This is a genomic window from Candidatus Thermoplasmatota archaeon, assembly GCA_034660695.1.
GTDB lineage: Archaea > Thermoplasmatota > E2 > UBA202 > DSCA01 > JAYEJS01.
The window spans coordinates 44,080-69,051 of sequence record JAYEJS010000114.1; the positions used below are offsets into that span (position 1 = coordinate 44,080).

Here is a 24,972-nt window from a genome sequence, read left to right on the forward strand (position 1 = left end):
CTTGGAGGCAAAAAATGAAGAATGCAATATGGAAAAAAGGATTGGTTGTTGGAATAATACTACTTATTATAGGGGTTAGCTTCTCAACGTCAAAGCAAATCATAGCCTTACAACCAGAAATTGTAGTAGGGCCATATACTCAAAATGTTACTAATGATAGCATAACAATAGCGTGGGAAACAAACATTCCTGCCACTAATAATAGTGTGGAGTATGGTGAAAACACAGATTATGGGTGTATTGAATATGGGCCGTCTGGTGGTCGCCATCACGAAATAACGATATATCCTCCTTTTACATCTGGGCATTACAAAGTGGTATCGGATGGTATAGAAAGCAATGATTTTGAATTTAAACTGGCTGGTCATTGTTATAGCACTCAAGAATTTAAGTGCGTGATATTCGGTGATAGCAGAGGAGTATGGGATCGCTGGAGGCACGCAACTGAAGTAGCAAATGCGGTTAATGCCGAACACCCAGACTTTGTTATACATGGAGGTGATATGGTGAATGATGGAAGAGTTCAAACCCAATGGGATAGCTGGCTTGGGTTAATGAAATCATTAATGCAGAACTCGACTGTCTTTGGCATACTGGGCAATCATGAATACAACGGCAGTCGATACTATGAAATTTTTGCCCTTCCAAATAATGAAATGTGGTATAGTTTTGATTATGGACCGTGCCATTTTACAATATTGGACAATTATGAATCATGGGATGTTGGTTCACCTCAATATGAGTGGCTGAAAGATGACTTGTCTTCAAGCATGGCTCCTTTCAAGATTGTTTGCTTCCACGAGCCCATATATTGTAGTGGAGGTCACGAACCTAGGACTGATGTGAGAGCAGCGTGGGAGTCTTTATTCAACAACTATAACGTTGACCTGGTCTTTCAATCACATAATCACTATTACCAGCGTACTGACCCTATAAAGGGAATAACCTATATCGTTAGTGGAGGGGCTGGAGCACCATTATATACTCCAGAAGATGCATGGTTTATGAATAATAGCAAGAAAGCATATCATTACTGCGTTTTAGATGTTTCATTAGTGGAGATGCGAATGACATGCTCAGCTAGGTATACTAATGGAATTGCGTTTGATGAATTTGTTGTTTGTCCGCCTACTACACCGAGCGTGAAAATTATAAAACCAGAAAAAGCTCTCTACATTTTTAATAAAAAGATAATGCCTTTGTCTTCTACTTTGATAATCGGAAAAATAGACATAGAAGTCTTTGCAACAGATTATAAATCAGGTATAGATCGTGTGGAGTTTTATATCGATGGCGGATATAAAGGGAACGATACCTCTCTTCCTTATGAATGGACTTGGGATGAAACCATTTTTGGTAAACACACTATAAATGCTATTGCTTATGATAACTCTGGTAACACTGCAAGCGATGAGCAAGAGGTCTGGATATTCAACCTCTAACCCCTTTTTCTTTTAAATTCTTTAGCCTGCTGTTCCTAGATGTATGATGTGATACTTTTTACCTTCCTGCAACAGAGCTGAGAGGTATCACAATAGAATAAAACTTCTCCTGAAGAACCATATGGAATGTCAAGTATGCACTCCAGAATTTACTGCATCTCCTATTTTGTCGATGAGATCTATCCATTTCAGAAAGGAATTGAGGGCAGCCCTTAAATTTGCAGCATTTTTCGATGATATTTTTATCTCCAGGGCTTTTCCATTGCATATATCAACGTTTGCACGGGGTGCAGTCTCCAGTTTTATTACATTGTATATTATATCGTTTCTTTGACTCTCTATTGTTATAATCGCACGGTGCATTTACCTTGCCTTTATTTTTTTGGCCACCGTGCCCCGTTCCTTATAAAATAGTTTACCCCCACAAATGGGGCACTTTATGCCCATTTTCTCAGGGTCTATATCAATAGTTCTGCCGCATCTGCCGCATTTATATGATGCCATTATTCCCCTCCAACTATCCCCTTAATAATTTTTTTAACCTCCGTTCCTGCATCTGTCTGGGGTATGTAAGCCCCTCCAGCAAATTTTGCGCCGCATTTACCGCACACCCATATGGCCGTGCTCTCCCTTTTCAATTTAAAGTGGCCGCAGTTGGGGCATTTATGATATTTTCTCTGTTTCTCCTCTATTTTCCTGTGCTTATTTTTGGCCTTAACGCCATATCTTGCACCGAATTTTCCAGTAACTCCTGTCTTTTTCGTTCTTTTTGCCATTCTAACCCTCCAATATTTTTCGTATATCCTTTGACAGCACCCTGGCGGTATTTATATTATTTTTTATTTCTTTAACGGTAAAACTCCCGCTCAGGCCCTTCTGCATGGCGCGTATATCCCCCTTTTTATCAATTGCAACAGTATATCTTGCTTCTGCCACCTCCTCTTCATCCAGTGAAGGGTCCACCACTATTACCCCATTATATTTAACAAATGTGCAGCTTATCGGCGGGTCAGAGAGAGGCATTGGAACATTCTCGCCCATCTCAAATCTTTCGTTGGGAATTACGGTATTCAGGAGTGCAGTAGAGGCAGCAAGTGAACATGCATCGAATAAATTGCCGTCATAATCCAGGACATGTATATCAATAAAAACGATCCATACTTTCTCTCCAGGCTCTATACAGAGTTTTTCAAGTTGTATGAGCTTTGATTCCCTTACGCCCCTATCAACAACACGTGAAAGTTCGATGGCATTGGCTCTGGGTGGCCCGGACTCAAAATCTGGAGATGCCAGGGGGATTAATTCAACGGCAGTGCTCATTGCACCTTCCCCGGGTGTGTCAGGATATGGCTCCCCCACATCCATTTTTATTCCGGCAAGGACGGTCGTATTCCCTATCTTAACTTTTGCTGAGCCTTCGGCCATGTTTATCAGCCCCCTCTCGATTTCTATGGGGCGGTATTCATCGAAAGCCCGTCCATCTGGCCTTTTACCTTCTTTTGCCAGTCGATAAAGATAATCTTTCTTTACAGATGAAATTCCCATTTTATTCCTCCTCGAATGTTTTATATTTTTTCAGCAGTGCTTCTTTCTGCAATTTCGATATCTTCCTGCATCCTTTGATGGCAAGATCTATCGCCTCGTCAAACTCTTTGACCGTCATATGCCCGTCCATCTGGAGCAGCAAAATATCTTCATTTCTGGGGGCTATTGCCACTGGCAAATCGGCATCCCCTTTCTTATCCTCTTCTCCTATAAGGTCAAGCACCACAATCCCGTCCACCTTCCCTGCAGCACATGAAACAGGTATATCCCTCATTGGAATGCCCGCAGCCGCAAGGGCGACAGCCGCAGCGGTTATGCCGGCGCATCTCGTCCCTGCCTCAGCATCCAGAACCTCTATATTCACATCTATCACCGCTCTTGGAAACATCTCGGTCAATATCACATTCTCAAGTGCTTCCGATGTAATTTTTGATATCTCCTGACTTCTTCTATCCGGTCCCGGTCTTTTTCTGTCGTCAACACTAAAGGATGCCATATTATACCTTGCGTTTACAATTGCCTTGGTTGGATTCTGTATATGACGGGGCACGGCCTCTCTTGGCCCGTACACCGCCGCCATTATTTTATTTCCACCCCATTCTAGATAGCATGAACCGTCTGCCCTATAAAGAGGACCTGCCTCTATTTTTATTGGCCTTAATTCATCCGGTGCACGGCCGTCCAGTCTTTTTCCATCTTTTATCAAATTCATTTAATCACCCTTACTTTCCAAAAACTTGGATATTTTATCTGTAAGCCCTGTTGTATGGGCTTCTTTTTCTATTTTATGTATGGCTTCAACAAGAATTGCCATTTTATCGTCTTTTCCCTTAATCCAAACTCTTCCGTTTTGCCCAACAAATATCCAGCATCTCGTGCCCTGACGCAACAGCGATACCATCGATCCGTTTTTTCCTATGACTCTGGGGACTTTAGACGGCTGAATTTCGACTATTACGCCTTCCTCCACTTTCCTGCAGTGTTTGCCCCTCATAGATATTTCTATATTCCTCGCCTCATTTATCGACATCACGTCTGCTATGATGACCTCACCCGTGTTCAAAAAATGGGAGGCTTCACCGAATTCCACTCTCCACGGAACTTCATCAGCTCGCAGCAACGCCGGATACGGGGCGTTTATGTCCGCCATCCAGCTCATTTTTGATGCTTCTTTTATTACTCCTATAACTGTATCCCCCACGGATGGGTCGTACACGCCGGAGAGAGAAATGACATTGAGATATCCTGACTTCTCTTCCAGAATGCCGAGTCGAGAAGAATATATATTTTTCCCCTCCCTAAACGTACCTCTTCCCTGCTTATTGCCGTCTATTTTTCCTAACAAAGTTCCGGGTATAACTATTTTTCTTTCCATGCTACTTCCTCCAAAATTATTTACAAATTTTTGTTTCCACATCACCTTTTGTCATGTTGTTGAGTTTATCATAAAACTCCGTCTGCATTCCCGCCGGAATTTCTATCCTACATTTCCAGGAGCCGTCAGGCAGCCATTCTTCTTTTAGTATGGTCCCGAACGACTTTACTTCCCCGTATGCCCTGCCTGCATACTTACCCTGTATTTTCACTTCTATTTCCACATTTTCAATCGATATGGGGATTATCGGGCGGATTGCATTGATAATATCTTTAATTTGTACATCCACCGGCTTAAAAGGATCTATATGTACGCCGGCTTCCTCGATTGCCAACTCTATCCTATCCTTCGGATGGGGTAGTTTTGTCTGTGGATTCATTGAATTGCGAGCTATGGTATCAATTATTTTTTTCTTTTTTCTTTCCTGCATCTCCCTCCTCTGGCTTGTGGTTAGCTGAATCTTTCCTTCCTTTACGATTATCTTCGCTATGCTGTTAATGTCGGTTGTGCCAAACACCTCGCTTATTGACTCCTCTGATGCTTTTGTTCCTTTATTGGCATCTTTAAAAACAAGGTCTGTGGCCAGGTTTTCCGATAAATTTATGTCCCTGCCATCCAAAAAATCTTCTGCAGCCTTAGGGTCTACCAATATCTCGAAATGTATTCCCTTTTTTTCATATCGTGCGACTACTGCATCTTCTAACGAGACCATTATTTACCTACCACCTTTAAAAAATATTTTTCACATTCCTTTTCCGAGAGAATCCTGAAATTCTCCTTTTTAGTGACAATACCTACCTCGACAGCACTCTTCCCAAGTTTTTTATCAGTTGCTTCATATAATGCTTCTATCCCGAGCACAATAGCCTCTTCTTTTCCGGTCATTTCATATTTCTTTTCAAGGAATTCTATTGCTATATCTCTTCCGTTACCTTCGGCAGTTGCCTTATATTCCATCATTGCCCCGGAAGGATCCGTGGCAAAAAGACGAGGATGGTCGTTATCAATGCCACTTATAATGAGAGCTGTACCGAATGGCCGGACTCCTCCGTACTGTGTATATGTCTGCTTAAAATCGCATATTTTTTTAACCAGTGCTTTTATCTGGATTTTTTCGTCGTACGTTATACGATTTATCTGGGCCTCTATCCTTGCCCTGTCAACCAAGACACGTGCATCCGCCACTAAGCCTGAGGTAGCACAGCCAACATGCTCATCTATCATGAATATTTTTTCTATGGACGATGGTTCGACAAGTTTTGATGTTATCCTTCTGTCAACTATCAGGGCGACTCCATCCGTGAATTTTAGCCCGACCGTTGTTGTGCCCCGTTTCACCGCCTCTCTTGCATATTCTACCTGAAATAATCTGCCGTCCGGCGAGAAGACAGTAATAGCCCTATCATATGCCATCTGTGGTTTCATTTCAACACCTTATAATTTAACAAGTAATAATCCACTGAATATATAATTTGTGATAGCCCCATGGCCGAGTGAAACAACCAGGGGTATTACGTTCAGCAGGAGCTGTGTTCAATGGCGTTATTGGGACAGGACTCAATGCATACACAGCATTCGATGCAGTCATCAATTTTCGACGCCACTGCCTTCCCGTCCACCAGCTCGTACACATCCACGGGACAATCTTCGATGCACTTTCCGGTACCGTTACATTTGTCATGATCTATCTTTATCGTTATGTCTCCTGATGAAGAAGTAAATTCTTTTATCATGAGGGGTGAATTAAACTTTCCTTTATAACTTTTATGATTAGATTTATAGAGAATGAACAAGTGAAGAAGACCAAGATAAACAAACTAACAAGGCAGACATACTAAAAAAGGATATAGGGAATATGATTTGCTACTTCAAGGATGAAAAGTTAGAGAACATACTTCCCTTAATCAATAGAACCAAAGAATGAAAATATAGTTGCAATTAGAGAAATGGGCCCACGGGGGTTTGAACCCCGGATCTCCGCCGTGTGAGGGCGACGTCATAACCAGCTAGACCATGGGCCCGGAGCAAATAGAAAATAGAGGAGAATATATTAATTTTGGCTCATAAAATTGCAAAAATCGAAAATAAAAGAAAGTTTTAAATATAATTATATCAATACACTTTGTTAGCAAAAAGCTATCAAATTGGGGCTGAATGAAATGAAAAAAAGGGTATTGGCGGTGGATGATGAGGAGCCGATACAGGAATTGATAAAGGTGTATCTATCTCCGCTAAACGTAAAAGTATATCAAGCATTCACCGGCGAGGATGGGGTCAAGATGTATGAAAACATGTTTGATGCGGGAAGAAGGCCTGATCTGGTCATCATGGATTTAAAGCTGCCGGGCATAGACGGCATAGAGGCAATAAAACGGATAATGAAGATTGATCCCTGGGCTGTTATATACGGCTTTACCGCATTTTCCAGTCCGATATGGGCATCTCAGATGCTTGAGGCAGGAGCAAAAAAGGTCATCCCGAGAAGCATGGGCTTTAGCGGCCTAAGGGGGATGGTGCAGGAAACGCTGATGAGAAAAAAAATTGCCATTCATTAAAAATTTCATGCCAAAATAAGCGGGCGTGGTGGGATTTTCGCACAACTTATCAAACAAGTTGCAGTTCGAACCCACGATTGCTGGCTTAGAAGGCCAGCGCCATATCCTAGCTAGGCCACACGCCCACTTTGTAGCACCAACGTAAGAAAGTGCACTTGATAATAAAATCATTCGTATCTGGCCGATTCGTCTATAAGTTCTTCCACCCTGCCGTTTTTAACTGTAACAGGATGAGATATTATAGTTCTTCTGCAACAGTACCTTTTGATGCCCAGATCGTCCAGCACCTTCTCCGGCTCTTCCCCATTGATATATACTCTTTCCTTGTATCCCTCAAATAGGGAACCGAGCACTTTTCCACATGTGAAACATCTTATAGGTATTATCATTTTATCTATACGATTTTTGCCTTTTCTTTCTGGCCCCTCGCCCAAGCTGCTTCTTGGGTTCCTTGCGGCGGGTATCGCTCACAAGAAGCGTGCGGTCATATTCCATGAACATCTTTTTTAGTTCCTCGCTGTCTGTATAATTCACTATGGCTTTCGCAATGGCTGTTCTTGCGGCCTCCGCCTGGCCCATTGGGCCGCCACCTTCCACGATTACGTTTATATCAATTTTGTCCATGTATTTTTCTGCCATCTTCACCGGTTCTGCCATGAAGTCCCTCACAAACTTGGATTGACAGGCATTGAGGTTGATGCTGTTTATTCTGACCACGCCTTTTCCCTTCCTTGCCACTGCCCTTGCAATAGAGCTTTTTCTTTTGCCGGACTGAATCACTGCTTTTACCATGACACCCCCAGATATTCCGAAAGTTCTTTGAGAGTAATACAGCGTGATGAACTTCCTGATTTAATTTTCTCAAATTTTTCTTTCTCAAATTCCTCGGGCACACCTATGTATGTCTTCAGATTTTTATATGCTTTTCTGCCTCTTGGCCGTTGGTACGGGAGCATTCCCCTTACCGTCCTTTTCAAAATTTTGTCGGGCATTCTGGAGAAAAACGGGCCCTTTCTCTTCGTCCCTCCGACTTCTCTTTTTTTCCTATATCTCTTCTCTATCTCGTCTTTACTGCCAACAATTATTGCCTTCTCCGCATTCACCACCGCAATTTCTTCTCCTTCTAGCAGACGTTTTGCCAGAACGGATGAAAGCCTGCCAAGGGATGCCCCACTTGCATCTATTATCGCCGCCATTTAACCACCAAGAATACGAATGTTTTTTCCCGCAGGATTTTTCTCCACTATTTCCTTAATGGAATAGCACTTGCCTCCTGCATTCTCAATCTTTTTTCTCGCCTGTCCAGAAAAGCCAAGGGCAGCTACTTCAAATTTTCCTGCCTCCCCATCCCCAAGCACTTTTCCGGGAATAAGGGCTATCTCTCCTTTATTTATGTGCTTCATTATCTTGCCAACATTTATCTCGGCCCTGCTGCGGGACGATTTCTCAAGCCTTTTTGCAATAGCCTTCCATATGCCCGCATTGTGCTTTTCTGCCGATGCATAAAGGTAACTGACCAGTTCTGTAATCTGCGGATTGCTCTTTTTCATCCTGGCTGATAATATAGCATTGTTTATAAGGCTTATGCTTGTTGATGGGAGAATGCCCATCATTCAATTCTTGCCCCTATGCCTAACGCACCAGAAACACGCTTACAGTAAAAGTAATAGCCAGATAATCCAGGGGCTTGTACCTGCCCTCTTTTTATTAGATACTTACGGCATCCCATTTCTCACTTTGAAAGACTGATGTCAGTGCTATGATTTATTCGACACGGCAGAATATGCCGATACTTACTTATATCGAAAGAATATAATTAACTACTATATGAAATTCCTTTTTCTGTATCCTACAACAGATTCTTTTTCTCTTGATGACGGTGAGAAATCTTTCATGTATGCACCCACTCTTGGTATCCTCTACCTCTCCTCAGTGCTGAGGGATAACGGGCACGAAGCAAAGGTTATAGATATCCGCGGAGAGGAAAACCCGGGCGAGGCGATAAAGAATGAAATTAGAAATACAGATGCCATAGGAATCACGGTGCCCACATTTGCGCTGAACAATTCAAGGAAAATCGTTGGTATGATCAGAGACATCGATTCTTCCATACCTATTGTGATGGGAGGACCCCATCCGACACTCTATCCGCATGCATCCCTGAAGGAAATAAATGCAGACATTGCCGTGGTGGGAGAAGCCGAAAACAGTATTCTGGATGTGACAAAAATCCTGGAGGGAAAGCAGGGAGCGGAGGAGGGGCGGGGGGTGTACTACAGAGAAAATGATGGAATACATGTGGGAAAGAAGGCGGAAATTATAGATGACCTGAATTCCATTCCTTTTCCTGCTCATGATCTGGTGAAAAAATACGACTATGGCAGTTCCTATGGCTTCAAACTTTTCAAGGGCAAGACAACAGCTGTGCTTGCCAGCAGGGGGTGCCCGAGAAGATGCAGCTTCTGCAGCAGGCGGTTGCTTTACATGGGAATTTACAGAAAGAGGAATGCGGAGAACGTGGTTGGAGAAATCGAGATGCTCTATGAAAGGGGGTATGAAAACGTGATAATAGCAGATGACAACTTCACCAGCGACATGAGAAAAGTTGACACGATAATGGACATGATAATGGAAAGGGGGATCGAACTGACACTGCTGGTCAACGGGGCAAGGGTGGATTCTGCGGATGAGAGAGTATATTCAAAAATGTGGGATGCAGGGGTGAGGCTCATATCGTTCGGGCTCGAATCTGGAAATCAGGAGATACTTGATTTTTACCGCAAAGACATAACACTTGATCAGATAAGGAGAGCTGTCGATATTAGTAACAAAACAGGATTTTTCACCATAGGGAATTTCATAATTGGTGCACCTATCGAAACAGAAAAAGAAATCAAAAACACCATAAAGTTTGCGTCCTCCCTTCCCCTTGACATGGCTGAGTTTTTCATACTCCGGTACATGCCCGGCTCGGAACTGTGGGAGAGAGCTTTGAAGGGCGGGAAAATCGGGGAGGACGAATATCTAGTGGAAAGTGATTGCAGGAAGGGGCTTGGAAATTTTACAAGAGAAGAGCTGATACACTGGAAAAATCTTGCATACAAAAACTTCTACTTCAGACCGTTGTATATTGCAAATGAACTTCGCAAATTCATATCGAGGTTCGACATTCGCCTCATAAAGGCAGGATTCTCGATGCTGAAGATTCTACGGTACCGGACCAAAAAGGACGAGAAAGTCTGGAAAATGCTGGAAAAATAGGATTATGGTGATAAAACATGCCATCCGTTATCTACTTATATTGTAAAAATAATTAATAGGCTATGAAAATATTTGGGCATTATAATCCAGTTGAATTGTATTTTGGTACTGGAACTCTGGAAAAAGTTGGTGGTCTTGCGAAAAAATACGGAAATAAAGCTTTGATTGTTACAGGCAGGCACAGCATGAAAGAAAGCGGTGCCCTGGATAGACTTTTGCACTATCTCAACATCTCGGGAGTGGAGACAGATATTTTTGATGAAGTGGAGCCCAACCCTTCATACACGACAGTGGATAGAGGAGCGAGCATGGCAAGGAAATGCGACATAGTTATAGGACTTGGAGGCGGAAGTGCCATGGATGCAGCAAAAGCGATATCAATATCCGCATCAAACAATCTACCGATTTCCAGTTTTTATTCGGGCGAAGAGCCGACAGGGGCAATACCTGTAATAGAAATTGCCACTACTGCTGGCACAGGAAGTGAAGCTGACAGATATTTTGTGCTGACAAACCCGGAAACAAAAGAAAAACATGGGCGGGGATATCGATACACATATCCGGTTGCGTCAATAGTAGATCCATCCCTGATGAAAACTATGCCCCCTAGACTTACTGCATCAACCGGCATAGATGCTTTCTTCCACGGGCTCGAATCCTATGTTTCGAAGATATCCACACCCTTTAGCGAGCTATATGCAAAAGAAGCAATGAATCTAGTAGCAAAAAATATAGAAAATGCCTACAGAAATGGCAGTGATATAGATGGCAGAGAAAAAATGGCATTGGCAAGCACTTTGGCCGGGATGGCAATAGACGGTAGCAGAACTACATTGCTGCATGCACTGGAGCATCCCGTAAGCGGTCACCTTGGCATATCGCATGGAGAAGGATTGGCTGCCCTATCTATGGCATATATGGAATTCACATATCCTGCCTGCCCGGAAAAATTTGCGAGAATTGCCCGGCTGTTGGGAGAAGAGATAGACAAATTACCGATGGAAGAAGCTGCCCGGAAGAGCGTGCGGGGAGTGAAAAATCTTCTGGATAAAGTAGACATGAATCTTGGGCTTGCTGACATTGGAGTTGAGAAGGATATGATAGATATATTTGTGGAAGATGCACGTAAAAGCCATTTAGTGAAGATAAATCCCCGTTCTGCTACTCCCGAAGACATGAAGGAGATATATTATAAATCTTTATGAACGGGATGATGCCCATCAAAATCAGTTAAATCCTTATATCTTTTAACGATTTACCATCATGCTGAAAGTGGGCATTCTTGCATCTGGCGGGGGAACGAATCTGCAGGCCATTATTGATGCATGCGAGCAACGCAGAATAAATGCTGAAGTTGTCGCTGTTGTAAGCGACAATAAAAACGCATTTGCACTTGAAAGAGCGAAAAAGCATGGAATAGATGCTTATTTTTCAGATGCATCAGATAAAAAAAGGCATGAAGGAGAGATAAACAAAATATTCAGCGAAAAAGGAGTGGGGCTTGCTGTTGGAGCTGGCTACATGCGAATACTTTGCCCGCAATTTATCCGGGAATGGTACGGACGGATTATAAACATTCATCCAGCACTGCTTCCTTCGTTTAAAGGAACGAATGGGCAGGGGGATGCTCTTGAGTACGGGGTGAAAATAACTGGATGCACAACGCATTTCATTGATGAAAAGCCCGACCACGGACCAATCATACTACAGGCTGCTGTCCGTGTTCATGGACATGATGACAGAAATGAACTTGCGAAACGCATACTCAACGTGGAGCATCAATTATTGCCCAGAAGTATCGATTTATTTGAGCAGGGCAGGCTTGAAATAGAAGGCAGGAGAGTGAGAATTTTGCCGGGTGATTCCTGGATGAAATATGCACTGCCCGACGTCCTGTATTCGGAAGGATTTTAATGGCACCGGATGCAATAAAATGGCTGGAAAAATTGAAGGGCAGGGGGATAAATCTCGGGCTGGAAAGAATGGAAAAAGTGATGGCCGCATTTCCTTTAAATTATAAAGTTATACACGTTGGAGGGACTAATGGGAAGGGTTCGGTATGCCAGTTTATCGGAAGGATTTTGCAAGAAGAGGGTTATAGGGTCGGAATTTATTTGTCCCCCCATATCGAAAGAATCAATGAACGCATAACTATCAATAGCAAGGAAATAAGTGATGAGGAAATGTCCGAAATTGCCGGCATGCTGATGAAGAGAGATGAAGGGCTTACATTTTTTGAAGCCATGACTGCCATAGCACTGATATACTTTAGAGGGAAGGTCGATTTTGCCGTCCTGGAAGTGGGGATGGGCGGCGGGTATGATGCCACAAACATTGTCAATGCTTCCATAACCGCGATAACAAACGTTTCCATGGAGCATGGACATTACTTGGGAAAAAATATCGGGGCGATAGCATCTGAAAAAGCGGGGATTATAAAAGGCGATGCAGTGATTACAGCATGCCGTGGGATAGCACTGGATGTCATAAAGAAAAAGGCTGAAGAGTGCAACGTTTTACTATATGCAATTGGCAGAGATGTAAAATGGGAGCGCATATCTCCGAGAAAGTTTTTAATTAAAAGCAACAGACAATATGAAATTGAAACACACCTGGACGGCATGTTTCAGGGAGAAAATATTGCTATAGCTGTCAAAATTGCGGAGCTGCTCGGCATCGGAAAAAAAAGCATAGTAAAAGGGATTAAAAAAGCAAGATTGCCGGGAAGAATGGAGAGGATAGGGCAATTTTTGCTGGACGGGGCGCACAATCCGGAAGCAATGAAATCATTAAATGAGTCAATAAAAGATTTTGATTACAACCGCCTTTTCATCGTATTCGGAGTCATGAAAGATAAGGATGTGCGTTCAATAATAAAATTCCTTCCAGAAGGACTTATCATAGCTACAAGCATAGGGGGAGAGAGGGCGGCAGATGCAAACAAACTTGCCATCATGCTTGAAAAAGATGGGAGAAAATGCATTAAAACAAAAAATGTTCGTCATGCCATAAAAAAGGCGAAAGAGATGGCAGATGAAAATGACATGATATGCATAACGGGCTCTCTCTACCTGGTGGGAAAAGTAAGGGAAATTTTGATGACCGCACTTAACTTTCTTTGATGCGTATACTGGTGGCACGCATCTCTCAGGGGGCAGAGAGCCCTTTTCTTCTATGTCCCCACTGGGCTATAACAGAAGTTGGAAAGCCGGTCATTCTCATCATGGCAGAAATGCCGCAACCATGTCTATCCCGGCAGTTCTATCCCCTCTTGCCAGAACAACGTCCCTTGTCTTTTTATTCAATGCCTTTTCCAGAATTGCCTGGCCATGCAGTCAAAAAAGCCCGTGTCCTTCAAAAATCTGATTTTATCACAATGACCTGAATAGCGTATGGTCTTGTAATCCAACTCTCTATGTTTCCGGCAGGGTTGATGCGCCTCCGGACGTATAAAAAGCTTCCAGCTCTTCAAACCCCGGAAACAATATGTAAGGGATTCAACTTCTGCGGAAGTCCCCCCATCCTGATATGCATTTCTTGAGCATGTGATTTTTTGATGAGATACGAGGACAGTATATTGGTCATGCCGGGAGCGAGCCCGCAGTCCGGTACGATCATGCAGGGAAATCTCTTTCCCCACAATTTCAATGTTTCCGCCAAGGTCACAGAAATTCGTTTTGCATTTTATCGCCGTTTTTGCTATACCGTAATTAAAGCCATTCTTCATTGCATCTTGAATTGCCCGCATCAACGTGCACAAAATCAACTTTACCGGAAAGCTGTAGCATGTTTTTAATGCATTCCTCGCTCGACATCACTTCTTATAAGGTCATACGCGATGGCCAGGCCCATCTTCCCTCCGCCCAAAACAAGCGCATTCATTGTTATCAATACTGCTTATCATTTTTTCTAAGTGCTACATGGAAAATGCTGCTGCAAGCTGAACGAAATTGAACGCAAAATGGGCAGAAAACGGGGCCAGGATATTTTCATTTTTCATCATTATATAGCCCAGGGCAATGCCCAGCAGGAATGGAATGGCAATTTGAAGGGGATTTTTATATGACATGTGGGCAAGGCCGAATAGCAATGAAGAAAGGAATATTGCAAAAGGCTGGCCATATTTTGCCGTCCTCATCTGGATAAACGCCCGAAAGAAAGTCTCTTCGCTCAGCGCTGACAGGAAAGGAATGGCGAATAATAGGGGAAGATTAATATTTTCAACTATTTTTTCGGCCAGCTCATTCTCGGTCCCATATCCCATGGCTTGCAAAAAGTAGACAAAAGCAGTGATTATGAAAAGGAATATTACTGCCGTAAAAATTCCCACCATTACTGATTGGAATGCCCTTTCCTTTCTAAAATAAAGTCTTCGAGCGATTGCCTTCAATCCGCCCCCGTACAATACATAAATGCAGAGCATGGAGGAGCCAGCCATCACCACCAGGTTCATGACAAGGGAGAAGAATATCGTTGACGGGGTTATAAACGATCCATTACCAATAGGTATTGATAATGATAAAATGGATAAGCCGTATATGTAGAAAAATGGAATGATTAGTATCATACCAGCCATAAGCTTTCTGTAATCCATGAAGTTGTATTCATCACCTGTATTAAAAATTTTTATGATTACTTAAGCAGTGTTGCCGCCGTTTTTATCAGTAACCTATTTATTTTGTAGGAGTAGAAGCAGGTTATAAGTACAAAAGTCATAAAGTAACTATTTTTGTTGAATCTACAGCAAAATTCATTGCAAGATCGTATGCTATCACCTTTATTTCGTGCATACCCCCAGCATATTCATTAAGCGGCCATGTATAAGGGGCTACAGTATCATTAAATTGTAGCTCGTCATCAAAATAAAATGCAACAGCTGCTATACCTGTTTCAGCATCCGATGCTTCTGCTTCTATCGTTATTCCCCAAATGATTATTGGCATGAAAAACGGTAAAATTTTCCTATCTTTGAGATAGATTCCTCCAGACGGCGTGGTTATTTCAACATCTGGCGGATTATTATCTTCCTTGTCTGCCAGGGTCCACGTATAATTTGTATCACTGTATCCCATGCTGTCAGTTACAGTCAAGGTTACTTCATATCTTCCCATATTTGCGTAAGTATATGATGGATTTTGCTCATTACTGCTGCTCCCCATCCCCAAAATCCCAATGCCATTGATAGGGCCTATGCCCCCCATATGCAGACCCATGGAAATTTATAATTTTTCCGGCCCTTCCTTTATAGGGCCCGTTCGCATTTGCTAGCGGTCCGTCATAATACAAGGTTATATTATCAAATCCTTTTACACCAAGGCTGGTGCTCGCTACATAAACATCGACTTTATTCCATCCTGGGTAAAGAGATATATTTATGTAAAAGGAAAAATTTGTTTTATCATTGATTGGACTGGATTCACTGTAACTCCCATTATCCCATCTCCATGTCCATCCATACTCTGCTAGTGTGTCACCGCAGCATGCACTGGCTACACAACGAATTGAAACATTTCTTTGGTGAAAAACAGTGCCATCTTCCGGCTCCACTATCTCAACACCTACTCCTGTAGCAATTCCATTAACATTTATCAAACTTGCTAGAACAAGGATGGAAATCATAATTAATACAAATTTTTTCATGTGAAGTTATATCTTTTGTATTTAAGGTCTTTTCGGTATTTCAGTGCTTCAAATGTAATGATATAAAAAATGCGGGCGCCGGGATTTCCGAGCACACTTGCCTGGAAATGCAACTTGCCAAACAAGTTGTGATTCGAACCCGGGCAGCAAGCTTGGGAAGCTTGAATCTTGACCGCTAGATCACGCCCGCTCCAATGCTTATCCAAAAGCGATTTAAAAAAATATTGCATGGGCCCGTCGAGATTTGAACTCGAGTCAATGGCTTTTTCTAACCTTCTCCCAAATCAGGTTATAAAGGTTGCCCGAAGCCACAAGGATACCAAGCTACCCCACGGGCCCTTCCATGGAATAATGCATTTACTATTAAAAATTTGGTTATTTGATGGCAGCCTATGAAAATTTAAGGTCTGACGGTACATCGTCCTGGGTATAGACATTATCATTCCTGCCTGGAAGGATACTGAATATTGTTACATCAACTTCGTCACTAGCATTGTGACCCGCATTGTCAAACACCTTGATTTTTAGATTGTGCCTTCCAAATGCCATTCCCCATCTCCAAGTATATGGCGGTTCTGAGGTGTTGTATTTCATGTGATCGTCTATGTAAAATTTAACATCTTTTATTCCTGAATGCGTATCAGTTACATTAGCTTCAACGGTTATTCTTCCGATAATAATTGTTTTATTTCCCAGTGTAGGCATGATAGACCTTCCAAAGAAATGAATATACCCCTTCGTCGGCGTTGTAATGGTTATGGTAGGGGATGTTTTATCTATTTTTATAGTGATTATGTTAACTGCCTCTACATTCCCTGCCTCATCAATGGAGTAATATTTCAGGATGTTTTTCCCTTCATTGGAAATGACAAATTGGGTGGTGTAAGTCTTCCACGTACCATTATTTAGTAAATAGTACGTTTTGTCAACTCCAGATGTTGCATCGCTCGGCAGGAGGGTGATAGTGACATTGCTGATGTACCACCCATCATCCCCTTTTGTGCCGCCAATAGAAATGTTGGTTTTTGGCGCAACTGTATCTATGGTAATCTGGCAGGTATCCTCATCTTTTGCCCCATCGTTATCAGTAACATTTAGAGTGGCGGTGTAAATTCCGTCCTGACTATAGTTGTGTGTGACAACAGCACCTGTTGCACTTCCTCCATCCCCAAAATACCATTTGTAGGTAACGATGGTTCCATCTGGGTCATTTGAGCCTGTACCGTCAAATGAAACCAGCGTATTGTTAACAACTTGGTCTGGACCTGCATCTGCCACCGGGGGGCGGTTGTGAATGGTTATGTGCTTTGAAGTAGAGTTCGTTGAGCCGTTGTTGTCGATGACTGTAAGTGTAACTGTATATATTCCATCATTTGAGTATGCATGAGTGGGATTTTGTATTATTGCATATGTCTCATCACCGAAACTCCACTCCCATGCAATTATTTCTCCGTCTTCATCAACGCTATCGTCATAAAAATTTATTTCCTGATTGGTCTTAAGGTCATCGATTGGCTCCCAGTGAAAATCGACGCTGGGTGGAGTATTTCCGTCCGTGGCTAGGGATGGAGATAAAAAAAAAGTCAAGATTAATATTGAAGTAAGCACAACTGCAAAAGAAGCTTTCTTACATTTTTTCACATGCATTTTTGCACCTTGATAATCAATATATTAAATTACTTTTTAAGTGTATCGATTGACATGTTTCAACAATTTCAATGACTTTAGTTCCATTCCCTTTTTATCGCTGCCACAATTTACGTTTTGTATAAAGACTATGGATTATCCAAGGAAAACAGAGCTTTGGAAAGCATTGCCAAAAAAGGTAATGTACCAAACATTTTCTTTAATAATTGATTACCTTGAGGATTCTGGGAAAATTCTCATAGATAGTGATAGAAGAATAGTATGGATTTGGAATCCAGAGATAGTGAAGGAGATTTTGTCATCTGGGACTAAACTACGATGAATAACAGAGAAATCTATGTTTCTTTTATCACGCCAGAATTAGAACGAGAATATGAAAAATTAAAGGAAGGTAAAACGGAGGACAAAAATCTCTATAGATTAATTGGAAGAGCGATAAACGATTTAAAAAAAGATTTGGGATGTGGAATTAAAATCCCTAAGAGATTGTGGCCAAAAAAAATATGTCAGGGAATACAGAATAAACAATTTATGGAAATATGACCTTCCTAATGCATGGAGGCTAATTTATACGATTGTGGCAGATAAAGTAGTGATTGTAAACCTTATTTTGGAGTGGTTCCCCCATAAAGATTATGAGAGGAGATTTAAATACGGGTAAGATAACATCTAATTATAAAACATGTTTATCACCCGCCGACTTGGAAATGCCTGCATTCTAAAAAAACATAAATTAAAAAAATAAAAAAGGGGAAAGGGTGTTGTTGTGTTTTACAGTATCTTTATGTAGTCTACTGAGCCTGCATTGGCTGTGTTGCATGCCTTGTCCGTTACTGTTACTGTCAATGTATCGGTTCCGAATGGGAAGTAGAACGGTAGGTTGTATTCATATGGGCTTACTGCATCTTCTACGCTTCCCTTGCTGGTGCTGAAGGTTACATATCCAACGCCAGATGTTGCATCGCTTGCTGTCGCTGTAGCAGTCAATCCACCGATTATCAGTGCCTTGCTCTTGTCGAGTATCCTTGGCATGATCTGTCTTCCGAAGAAGTATATATACCCAGCTTCTGGTGAAGTTATGCTTCCAGTTGGTGCTGTCTTGTCTATCTTGAACGATACCGACTTGGCTGTTTCCTCGTTGCCGACTGCATCAACGCTGTAGTAGCTTATGGTATGCTCGCCATCAATGCCTATCGTGATTGGTCCTGTATATGTAAGCCATGTTCCGCCATCTATGCTGTAGTATGTTGTTCCCATCTCGCGGTCAACTGCGGTCAACGTTACTGTGACATCACTTGTATACCAGCCATTGCATCCATCAGGTTCTGGTGGATTTACAATTGCTGTTGTCACCGGAGCTTCTGTGTCTCTCTTGCCTGTTACTAAGATATCGTCTATCTGTATCGCACCAACATCTGTTTCATCGGATACAAGTCTCCATCGTATCAAAGCTTCGCCACCGGTGAATGGCGTCAGACTGATACCATAGTTATACGTGTATCCAAGCGCCGGTAATGCTGACTGAGCAACCCATCCGCCGGAATCACCCTGGTATGTCGCTATTGTATTCCATGTTTCTCCGCCGTCAGTGCTTACTTCCACATACAGGAAGTCACCTGTCGCTATCACTGTGTAATTGGTATAGAACCTCAGCCATGCCTGGTAGACACCTGAGAGGTCTAGGTCCAGTATGAGCTTATCGTCTGCATTGTTACGATAGTTCATGTAGCTGCTGTCATAGCCAAAGTACATTGCGGTAGTGTAGTGCCAGTATGCTGGTGGCAATCCCCAACCACTAAGGTTACACTGCGCCGGGTACAGCTGCTTGTTGTAGCTGCTGTATGTATATGGATCAAAGTTGGCTGCACAATGCTCGTCATCATCTGGATAACTGCATGTATCCGATACGTGCCACATGCTTCCCGTCCACGGTTCAAGAGTATGCCACTTGCCCATGCCATCCTCGAAGTCATCTTCGAACAGGACTTCTTCTGTCCATCTCCAAGGCTGGTCAGTACCATCGTATGGAACTGTTTCGTTGGTCAGGCTGACGAGTTCAATATTGTCTATGTATGCACCCTTGTACGCGTAACCACTGTCGCTCATGAAGTGGAAGCGGAAATGCATGTCCTCTGTTATGCTCACGTTGACATAAGATATGTTTATAAAGTACTCACAAGGTGGGTACGGATCAATGTACGGACATGCGGGTACATACAGATTGTATGCTACTATGTAATCGGTTCCGTTGAACAGTTCCATGTCATAGTGTACCCATTCCTCCATGTTGTATCCATAATTAGTCACGTTGTTCCAGTGAGCGATCGTCCACCAGTTATCGCCTGAATCGTTGCTGATTTCAAGTGTCAGATAATCCCAGTCGGTTTCTATTTCATTCCACAGGTCAAATCTCAATTGTGCCATTACCATATCAGTTAAGTCAAATGCCAAAATACCGTCTCCATCCGCAGGCACAACGAGGTCGTTCCTGTTATTATCGTACGAGTTTTCATATGAGTCATCTCCGTCACCAGTATAAAGGAAATGATTCAACTGCCATCCCGGAGCGCCGTCATCGCAAATAACCCACTGTCCCGGCTCGCCAAATGTATTATCATGAGTGCTCCATTCCGATCCGAATTCACCTACATCACCCATCCAACCGCCGCCTTCAAAGTCTTCATCATAAAGTTCCGTGTAAATGTACAGATTACTGCCCTGTGCCTCATCGTTGTACATGTATCCAAGGTCTGGATCTCCCTTGAAGTGCGTATTCCAGTCGTCTTCAACGTGTGTTTTAACTACAGGGGTATAATCGCAATAGTCGCAAGCGTTCCACAGAATGGTCAGCTCGTCGGATTGTTCACCGGGTTCGAGGGTTTCATACATCATATCGCTGCTCCATATTGTTTCTCCCAGACCGGCTCCCCAGAGCTGGACATCATCGACATACAATCCGCTCCACGGCTCATCAGGATAGTTGTTGTTTGCGTCACCGGTTGCCATTGCCCAGAAGAATGCTATCTTCCCATCAGCATCGTATCCAATGCTTCTGAGCCACGTCATAAGGTCAGGTTCAGTGGTTTCCGGTCCCGCAGTAATGATAATTGGATACCATGGGTTACCTGGATGTACTGCATTGTAACCCGAAATTTCTCCTGGGGTGTTAGTGCTTTCAACTGGAAGCCAGCCACCACTGGTTCCGGATGTAGCTGTACTTGAGAGGAACAAATAGATGCCTGCATCAGTTATAACACCGAAGTACCACTTATCAGAGTATCCTGGATCGAAGTGGCCTGTATAACCTGGACTTGGACCTAACTCATTGTTGATATTGAAGTTTACCCAATAGTTAAGGTGCGTTGTCGTCACACCGATATACTCATTCATGTCTATTTCCGGTGTTCTGAAAGCACAGTACATATTGCTGCCGTAGTAACCTTCATTCTGGTCGGGACAGACCGCATCACCGAAGTACCATGCATTTGTTCCGGAGTGGGCAAGCATCTCTGTTTCTACATGCGGCAGGACACAATTGGGATTGGCAAAGTAACCTATCTCATATCCCTGGTCGAGGTAATAATCGGTATCTCCCTGCTCATAATCATCGTAGAAGACATTTTCAACTGCCGTTTTGTGCACTTCTATCTGGTATGGTATTGGCTCTTCTATTGTTCCCTCATTGGCAACGACATAAGAAATTGGTACATCTATGCATTCAGTGGTCTTTTCTATCTGCACTATCTCATTGCCATCTGCTCCGAAGTATACACTGATACCTGCACCATCATGCCAATCACCGAAGTAAACACTCTCATTGACACCATTCTTTGGATTCCAGTAGCGTGCCCCGGTCATTGGATCAATAAACCATCCCTCTGGTGTATCGGGTATGCCGAGCCATGTGATATTTTGCGTCGTAAACTCGTTATCTCCCTCAAAATCATAGTGTCCATCTACATCATCGTCGTCTATAAGTTCTGAATACACCTCAAAGAAGTATGTCGTATCGTCCTTTGGCGTGAATGGCAACATAAACTGGACCTGCTTCTGGAACGCTGTTTCATTGAATGCCCCAAGATACATTGCCTCATCTACAGGCTTATATTCCTGCCACACCAACGGCTGCATTCCGCCACACTGTGCCATAAGTGTAACATCATCAATGTACCATCCCTCAAACTGAGTGCATGGGTCAGAATGCCACTCGAACATTATCTGAATCGTTGTATTGTCCGGAGTGAGTGGTATAAACCATCCGACAGGTGCTCCATGTGAGTATGTAAATGTACCTATATCTAAGACATAATCCGAGCCGAAATCATCCGGGTCTGCCGTTAGCCATTCGCCCTCGCTATCTGCGTAAATTGCCAAAGGCACCCATGCCCCGCCGTCGATTCTGTAATAAACCTTGCCGTAATCTTCGAATTTGCCCTGTTCTTCGCTTACTTCTCCCTGTATCCACTGCTTGAAATTCAGCCAGACCGACGGTGTTCCATCGCATAGGCCAGTAATGTCTATCTCCCTGCTGATAAGCTGGTCCAATGAATTACCCACATAAGTTCCTCCGTTGTCATCCATTACACAGTCATATACGTTATGGTAGCTGTGCGTTGGTGAGTAGCTTCTCTTTTCTGTCCATCCCCATGTAACGCCATCGTCATCAACATCAACTGCTGTCCAATTGTGGCAACATGATTCCATATCGTCGAACCAGAATGTAAAGGGATCGGGTTCAATTTCCTCGTATATCTGCAGGAATACTTTTACCTCATGTGGCACATCGTCCCAGTTTGTTACCGTAGCAACAACATTTGTTTCCGATGTCTCATGTGGTACTGTTGGGTCTGGCACGTCCAGATATGTTACGTCAACGTCAGGCGGAACCTGACCTCCTCTATCGGCCGCATATGGGTCGTACCATCCATTTTCCTCAACATGTCTGTTATCTTCGTGCCTTCCATAATTTGCTGGGTCGTATGGCGGCGTCCCTGATTCTCCATAAAGGACATCTGTAGTAGTGCCTTCTACCGCATTGCCGTCTCCACCGCTATCTCCACCGCTATCAGCAAAGACCACTGCTGGTATTCCTGTTATCGTTATCGCAATCACTAGAGATATCAACACTTTTATTCCATTTTTTGCTTTTTTTGCTTTCATGTTTTTGCCTCCAAATTGTATATAGAAAAAATGGTATATAAAAGCTTCGGTGAAAAGCATTTAAAAAAGCAGAATCCGGCAAACAACAGCACACAAACTATCCGTAGACTTCGTGAACAGGGATTTGGATGGATAGAATGCATACACGAAACTCTTGCTATTCCTATTTATTTCGCTTCTTGGTGGTGTTAAGCTATTTTGGCCGACTCCAGAGCCGTACCAGCTTTCGTGCTCTATTCTATAATACAATCTATAATACAAATATACAAGCAAGATAAACTGGTATCTAATATATTTTACATATTTTACGGAAAAATACATATTGTATCATTTTCATTTCCGTATCCCGTCTAACCACCAGTTGAGCATGGAAATGAAATGGCTGCTTATTGAAAACTCAGCGGAAAGGCTCTTTCTCAATACTTTTTACAAGCTCGCCGTCAAGATAAAAATCAACCTGTGAAATGCCCGATGTATCAGTTATAGCGATCTTTTGATTTCCGTAAATATTTCGGTAAAATCTTTCAAACCTGTTTTTATGTCATGATACGCTATTTCTTCATCAAGCCTTCCGTATCTATGAACCAGATAATTCCGGAAGGCTTCCATCTTTTTTAGCATCTTTATCGTTTCACTGTCCATAACCTCTGAATTTTTAAGCTCATCGAGCATGTCATCATCGCTGGCTGGCACCCTCAAATCCTTATCTTTTACAATGAGAGCACATATATCTAAGATGTTCTGAATGGCAAACTCCACATTTTTGTAAATTCCATCTCTTTCAAGCCTGCTCATAGATAAAAAATTTTCATAGCTCTCAGGTAAATTTTTCTCCACCAGATTAATGCTGTCTTTAGCATCAGAGAGTTTGTTCAATATTCTTTCATTCATAGTGTAGCACCTTCCACACCAGTTTTTCCATAAAGTATGTATTTGTATCTGGGTTCAAAGTCATTGTACTCTTCGATTGTCCTATGAGCGACATCGTGAATGAATTCCTTATCATCGGCGTAAATAAGTTCTCCTTTAAAAATTTCCTTTTTTACGTATAGAGGTAGAAACTGAAACATCTGAATGTCATATTTATCTGGAAAAGAACCGCTTATCGTAAAAAAAAGCTCGCTTAACTCTTTTTTATCATTGACGTCATAATAAAGACATATGTCGATATCCGACCTATCAGTAGTATTTCCGGTAACTGAAGAGCCGTAAAGATAAACGAATTTTAACCTGTTAAAGTGTAAAAATTGCTTCAGTTTGTCCAGAATTTCTTCTTTCATCATGAAATGATATCGGCAAAAGATGTTTAAATATTTCCTTTTGTCGGTTTCGAGAAACTCTATACAGATATTAGGCTCAGAGAATTCGGTCAAGTTGTTTTTTCACACATGCTTCTTATGTGCCGTATAGTTATAGGAAAAATTTAAGTGATATTAAAATATTTAGGTAAACAAGAAGCAAGGATAAAAATGAAAAAAATTGATGAGATAAAGCATATATTGAAATCGCATAAAGAAATCATGGCAGAGAAATACCATGTTAAAGAGATAAGCGTATTTGGCTCATATGTACGTGGTGATCAGGTTTCTGGTAGCGATATAGACATACTTGTAGAATTTTCGAAACCTGTTGGATTGATAAAGTTTATTGAGCTGGAAGAATATCTCAGTGAACTTTTAAAAACAAAAGTAGACCTCGTTCCAAAAAGTGGAATAAAAATAGCACTGAAAGATAGCATACTCAGTGAGGCAGTTTCAGTATGAAGCGAGATTACAAAATCTTTCTACAGGATATCCTTCGAAGTATAGAACATATTGAAGGATATACAGAAGGCATGGATATCGAAGCTTTTCGCAATGACCAAAAAACTGTCGATGCGGTTATCAGAAATCTAGAAATCATTGGCGAAGCCACTAAAAATATACCTATTGAGTTTAGAAGGAAGTATCCAGATATCCCGTGGAGAGAGATGGCTGGAACGAGAGACAAACTCACTCACGGATATTTTGATATCGTATATGAGATACTCTGGGAAACAGTGAAAAATGACCTCCCCAAAATCAAACCTAAAATCAAAAAGATATTGGATAAAACAATGTAACATGAAAAATCTACCGTTTTATGCCCCAACATTCTTGAACAGTCCTATAATTTTTATTCATTTTTATCCAGCCACCAGTTGAGTATGGAAATGAAATGGCTGCTGAGAGAGAAAAGAAAACTAGTTAGACAATCCGTAGATTTGGATGAATAGGATGCATACGCGAAACTCTTGTAACGTGGTTTGAGGATTTTTCAGTGTCATTCAGCATATATTATCCATGTTCTCACTCATAGGGATATATTC

At 42.2% G+C, this 24,972-nt stretch carries 30 protein-coding genes and 4 tRNA genes; 9 read left to right on the forward strand and 25 right to left on the reverse strand.

Annotated features, from left to right (window positions below):
- Positions 1–14: 14 nt before the first annotated feature.
- A complete protein-coding gene (locus U9O96_05875; protein ID MEA2054625.1) occupies positions 15–1,442 on the forward strand; it encodes a metallophosphoesterase in 1,428 nt (475 codons plus the stop codon).
- 129 nt (positions 1,443–1,571) lie between these two features.
- Here the strand turns inward: U9O96_05875 and U9O96_05880 are convergent, their stop codons facing one another.
- The 10 genes from U9O96_05880 to U9O96_05925 form a co-directional block, all read right to left on the reverse strand.
- The gene (locus tag U9O96_05880) at positions 1,572–1,805 is read right to left on the reverse strand and encodes a KEOPS complex subunit Pcc1 (GenBank protein ID MEA2054626.1); all 234 of its coding nucleotides are present in this window, start codon (positions 1,803–1,805) and stop codon (positions 1,572–1,574) included.
- Positions 1,806–1,946: a DNA-directed RNA polymerase subunit P gene (locus U9O96_05885; GenBank protein ID MEA2054627.1), complete on the reverse strand. Its 141-nt coding sequence runs from the start codon at positions 1,944–1,946 to the stop codon at positions 1,806–1,808.
- On the reverse strand, positions 1,946–2,218 hold the full coding sequence (gene rpl37A / locus U9O96_05890) for a 50S ribosomal protein L37Ae (protein MEA2054628.1): 273 nt from the start codon (positions 2,216–2,218) through the stop codon (positions 1,946–1,948). The genes U9O96_05885 and rpl37A overlap by 1 nt, the downstream gene beginning before the upstream one ends.
- Position 2,219: 1 nt before the next feature.
- Complete coding sequence (rrp42, locus tag U9O96_05895) at positions 2,220–2,987, reverse strand: exosome complex protein Rrp42 (protein MEA2054629.1); 768 nt, start codon at positions 2,985–2,987, stop codon at positions 2,220–2,222.
- 1 nt (position 2,988) lies between these two features.
- On the reverse strand, positions 2,989–3,699 hold the full coding sequence (gene rrp41, locus U9O96_05900) for an exosome complex exonuclease Rrp41 (GenBank protein ID MEA2054630.1): 711 nt from the start codon (positions 3,697–3,699) through the stop codon (positions 2,989–2,991).
- A complete protein-coding gene (rrp4, locus tag U9O96_05905) occupies positions 3,700–4,362 on the reverse strand; it encodes an exosome complex RNA-binding protein Rrp4 (GenBank protein ID MEA2054631.1) in 663 nt (220 codons plus the stop codon).
- A 16-nt stretch (positions 4,363–4,378) separates the two neighbouring features.
- Positions 4,379–5,074: a ribosome assembly factor SBDS gene (locus U9O96_05910; GenBank protein MEA2054632.1), complete on the reverse strand. Its 696-nt coding sequence runs from the start codon at positions 5,072–5,074 to the stop codon at positions 4,379–4,381.
- Positions 5,074–5,787 (reverse strand): archaeal proteasome endopeptidase complex subunit alpha, encoded by a 714-nt coding sequence (gene psmA / locus U9O96_05915; GenBank protein MEA2054633.1) that lies wholly within the window; start codon positions 5,785–5,787, stop codon positions 5,074–5,076. The genes U9O96_05910 and psmA overlap by 1 nt, the downstream gene beginning before the upstream one ends.
- 92 nt (positions 5,788–5,879) lie before the next feature.
- Positions 5,880–6,095, reverse strand: coding sequence for a 4Fe-4S dicluster domain-containing protein (locus U9O96_05920; GenBank protein ID MEA2054634.1), 216 nt, complete (start codon positions 6,093–6,095; stop codon positions 5,880–5,882).
- 214 nt (positions 6,096–6,309) lie between these two features.
- Positions 6,310–6,383 (reverse strand) — tRNA-Val (locus U9O96_05925).
- Between the two features lie 138 nt (positions 6,384–6,521).
- Between U9O96_05925 and U9O96_05930 the strand changes: the two genes are divergently transcribed.
- On the forward strand, positions 6,522–6,917 hold the full coding sequence (locus tag U9O96_05930; GenBank protein MEA2054635.1) for a response regulator: 396 nt from the start codon (positions 6,522–6,524) through the stop codon (positions 6,915–6,917).
- Positions 6,918–6,937: 20 nt separating this feature from the next.
- Here U9O96_05930 and U9O96_05935 read toward each other — a convergent pair.
- The 5 genes from U9O96_05935 to U9O96_05955 all read right to left on the reverse strand — a co-directional run bounded on the left by U9O96_05935 (position 6,938) and on the right by U9O96_05955 (position 8,467).
- A tRNA-Arg gene (locus U9O96_05935) sits at positions 6,938–7,042 on the reverse strand.
- Positions 7,043–7,084: 42 nt separating this feature from the next.
- Positions 7,085–7,306 carry a DNA-directed RNA polymerase subunit N gene (locus U9O96_05940; protein ID MEA2054636.1) on the reverse strand — a complete coding sequence of 74 codons (222 nt, stop codon included), beginning with the start codon at positions 7,304–7,306 and terminating at the stop codon, positions 7,085–7,087.
- Between the two features lies 1 nt (position 7,307).
- Positions 7,308–7,709: a 30S ribosomal protein S9 gene (locus U9O96_05945; protein ID MEA2054637.1), complete on the reverse strand. Its 402-nt coding sequence runs from the start codon at positions 7,707–7,709 to the stop codon at positions 7,308–7,310.
- A complete protein-coding gene (locus U9O96_05950; GenBank protein MEA2054638.1) occupies positions 7,703–8,113 on the reverse strand; it encodes a 50S ribosomal protein L13 in 411 nt (136 codons plus the stop codon). Before U9O96_05950 ends, U9O96_05945 begins: the two co-directional genes overlap by 7 nt.
- The gene (locus tag U9O96_05955; GenBank protein ID MEA2054639.1) at positions 8,114–8,467 is read right to left on the reverse strand and encodes a 50S ribosomal protein L18e; all 354 of its coding nucleotides are present in this window, start codon (positions 8,465–8,467) and stop codon (positions 8,114–8,116) included. It abuts the gene before it with no gap.
- Between the two features lie 277 nt (positions 8,468–8,744).
- On the opposite strand from U9O96_05955, the gene U9O96_05960 reads away from it, so the two are divergent.
- The 4 genes from U9O96_05960 (at position 8,745) to U9O96_05975 (ending at position 13,300) form a co-directional block, all read left to right on the forward strand.
- Positions 8,745–10,178, forward strand: coding sequence for a radical SAM protein (locus U9O96_05960; protein MEA2054640.1), 1,434 nt, complete (start codon positions 8,745–8,747; stop codon positions 10,176–10,178).
- 62 nt (positions 10,179–10,240) lie between these two features.
- Positions 10,241–11,383 (forward strand): iron-containing alcohol dehydrogenase, encoded by a 1,143-nt coding sequence (locus U9O96_05965; protein MEA2054641.1) that lies wholly within the window; start codon positions 10,241–10,243, stop codon positions 11,381–11,383.
- A gap of 58 nt (positions 11,384–11,441) precedes the next feature.
- Complete coding sequence (purN, locus tag U9O96_05970; GenBank protein ID MEA2054642.1) at positions 11,442–12,092, forward strand: phosphoribosylglycinamide formyltransferase; 651 nt, start codon at positions 11,442–11,444, stop codon at positions 12,090–12,092.
- Positions 12,092–13,300, forward strand: a complete 1,209-nt coding sequence (locus tag U9O96_05975) for a folylpolyglutamate synthase/dihydrofolate synthase family protein (protein ID MEA2054643.1) — start codon at positions 12,092–12,094, stop codon at positions 13,298–13,300. The genes purN and U9O96_05975 overlap by 1 nt, the downstream gene beginning before the upstream one ends.
- 179 nt (positions 13,301–13,479) lie before the next feature.
- Here U9O96_05975 and U9O96_05980 read toward each other — a convergent pair whose 3' ends face one another.
- The 7 genes from U9O96_05980 to U9O96_06010 form a co-directional block, all read right to left on the reverse strand.
- Positions 13,480–13,926: a hypothetical protein gene (locus tag U9O96_05980; protein ID MEA2054644.1), complete on the reverse strand. Its 447-nt coding sequence runs from the start codon at positions 13,924–13,926 to the stop codon at positions 13,480–13,482.
- A gap of 168 nt (positions 13,927–14,094) precedes the next feature.
- Positions 14,095–14,772 (reverse strand): type II CAAX endopeptidase family protein, encoded by a 678-nt coding sequence (locus U9O96_05985; protein MEA2054645.1) that lies wholly within the window; start codon positions 14,770–14,772, stop codon positions 14,095–14,097.
- A gap of 118 nt (positions 14,773–14,890) precedes the next feature.
- Positions 14,891–15,391 (reverse strand): Ig-like domain-containing protein, encoded by a 501-nt coding sequence (locus U9O96_05990; protein ID MEA2054646.1) that lies wholly within the window; start codon positions 15,389–15,391, stop codon positions 14,891–14,893.
- Positions 15,321–15,818: a hypothetical protein gene (locus tag U9O96_05995; GenBank protein MEA2054647.1), complete on the reverse strand. Its 498-nt coding sequence runs from the start codon at positions 15,816–15,818 to the stop codon at positions 15,321–15,323. Before U9O96_05995 ends, U9O96_05990 begins: the two co-directional genes overlap by 71 nt.
- A gap of 70 nt (positions 15,819–15,888) precedes the next feature.
- A tRNA-Gly gene (locus U9O96_06000) sits at positions 15,889–16,008 on the reverse strand.
- 39 nt (positions 16,009–16,047) lie between these two features.
- Positions 16,048–16,157: transfer RNA gene (locus U9O96_06005), tRNA-Pro, on the reverse strand.
- A gap of 51 nt (positions 16,158–16,208) precedes the next feature.
- Complete coding sequence (locus U9O96_06010) at positions 16,209–17,465, reverse strand: PKD domain-containing protein (protein ID MEA2054648.1); 1,257 nt, start codon at positions 17,463–17,465, stop codon at positions 16,209–16,211.
- Positions 17,466–17,783: 318 nt separating this feature from the next.
- Between U9O96_06010 and U9O96_06015 the strand changes: the two genes are divergently transcribed.
- Positions 17,784–18,008, forward strand: coding sequence for a hypothetical protein (locus U9O96_06015; protein MEA2054649.1), 225 nt, complete (start codon positions 17,784–17,786; stop codon positions 18,006–18,008).
- A 228-nt stretch (positions 18,009–18,236) separates the two neighbouring features.
- Here the strand turns inward: U9O96_06015 and U9O96_06020 are convergent, their stop codons facing one another.
- The 3 genes from U9O96_06020 to U9O96_06030 all read right to left on the reverse strand — a co-directional run bounded on the left by U9O96_06020 (position 18,237) and on the right by U9O96_06030 (position 23,908).
- The gene (locus U9O96_06020; GenBank protein ID MEA2054650.1) at positions 18,237–22,625 is read right to left on the reverse strand and encodes a chitobiase/beta-hexosaminidase C-terminal domain-containing protein; all 4,389 of its coding nucleotides are present in this window, start codon (positions 22,623–22,625) and stop codon (positions 18,237–18,239) included.
- A 480-nt stretch (positions 22,626–23,105) separates the two neighbouring features.
- Entirely contained in the window at positions 23,106–23,516 is a 411-nt protein-coding gene (locus U9O96_06025; GenBank protein MEA2054651.1) for a HepT-like ribonuclease domain-containing protein, read from the reverse strand.
- On the reverse strand, positions 23,513–23,908 hold the full coding sequence (locus tag U9O96_06030; protein ID MEA2054652.1) for a nucleotidyltransferase domain-containing protein: 396 nt from the start codon (positions 23,906–23,908) through the stop codon (positions 23,513–23,515). The genes U9O96_06025 and U9O96_06030 overlap by 4 nt, the downstream gene beginning before the upstream one ends.
- 186 nt (positions 23,909–24,094) lie before the next feature.
- On the opposite strand from U9O96_06030, the gene U9O96_06035 reads away from it, so the two are divergent.
- Together U9O96_06035 and U9O96_06040 are read left to right on the forward strand one after the other, a co-directional pair.
- Positions 24,095–24,388, forward strand: a complete 294-nt coding sequence (locus tag U9O96_06035; protein MEA2054653.1) for a nucleotidyltransferase family protein — start codon at positions 24,095–24,097, stop codon at positions 24,386–24,388.
- Complete coding sequence (locus tag U9O96_06040; GenBank protein ID MEA2054654.1) at positions 24,385–24,726, forward strand: DUF86 domain-containing protein; 342 nt, start codon at positions 24,385–24,387, stop codon at positions 24,724–24,726. Before U9O96_06035 ends, U9O96_06040 begins: the two co-directional genes overlap by 4 nt.
- Positions 24,727–24,972: the final 246 nt, after the last annotated feature.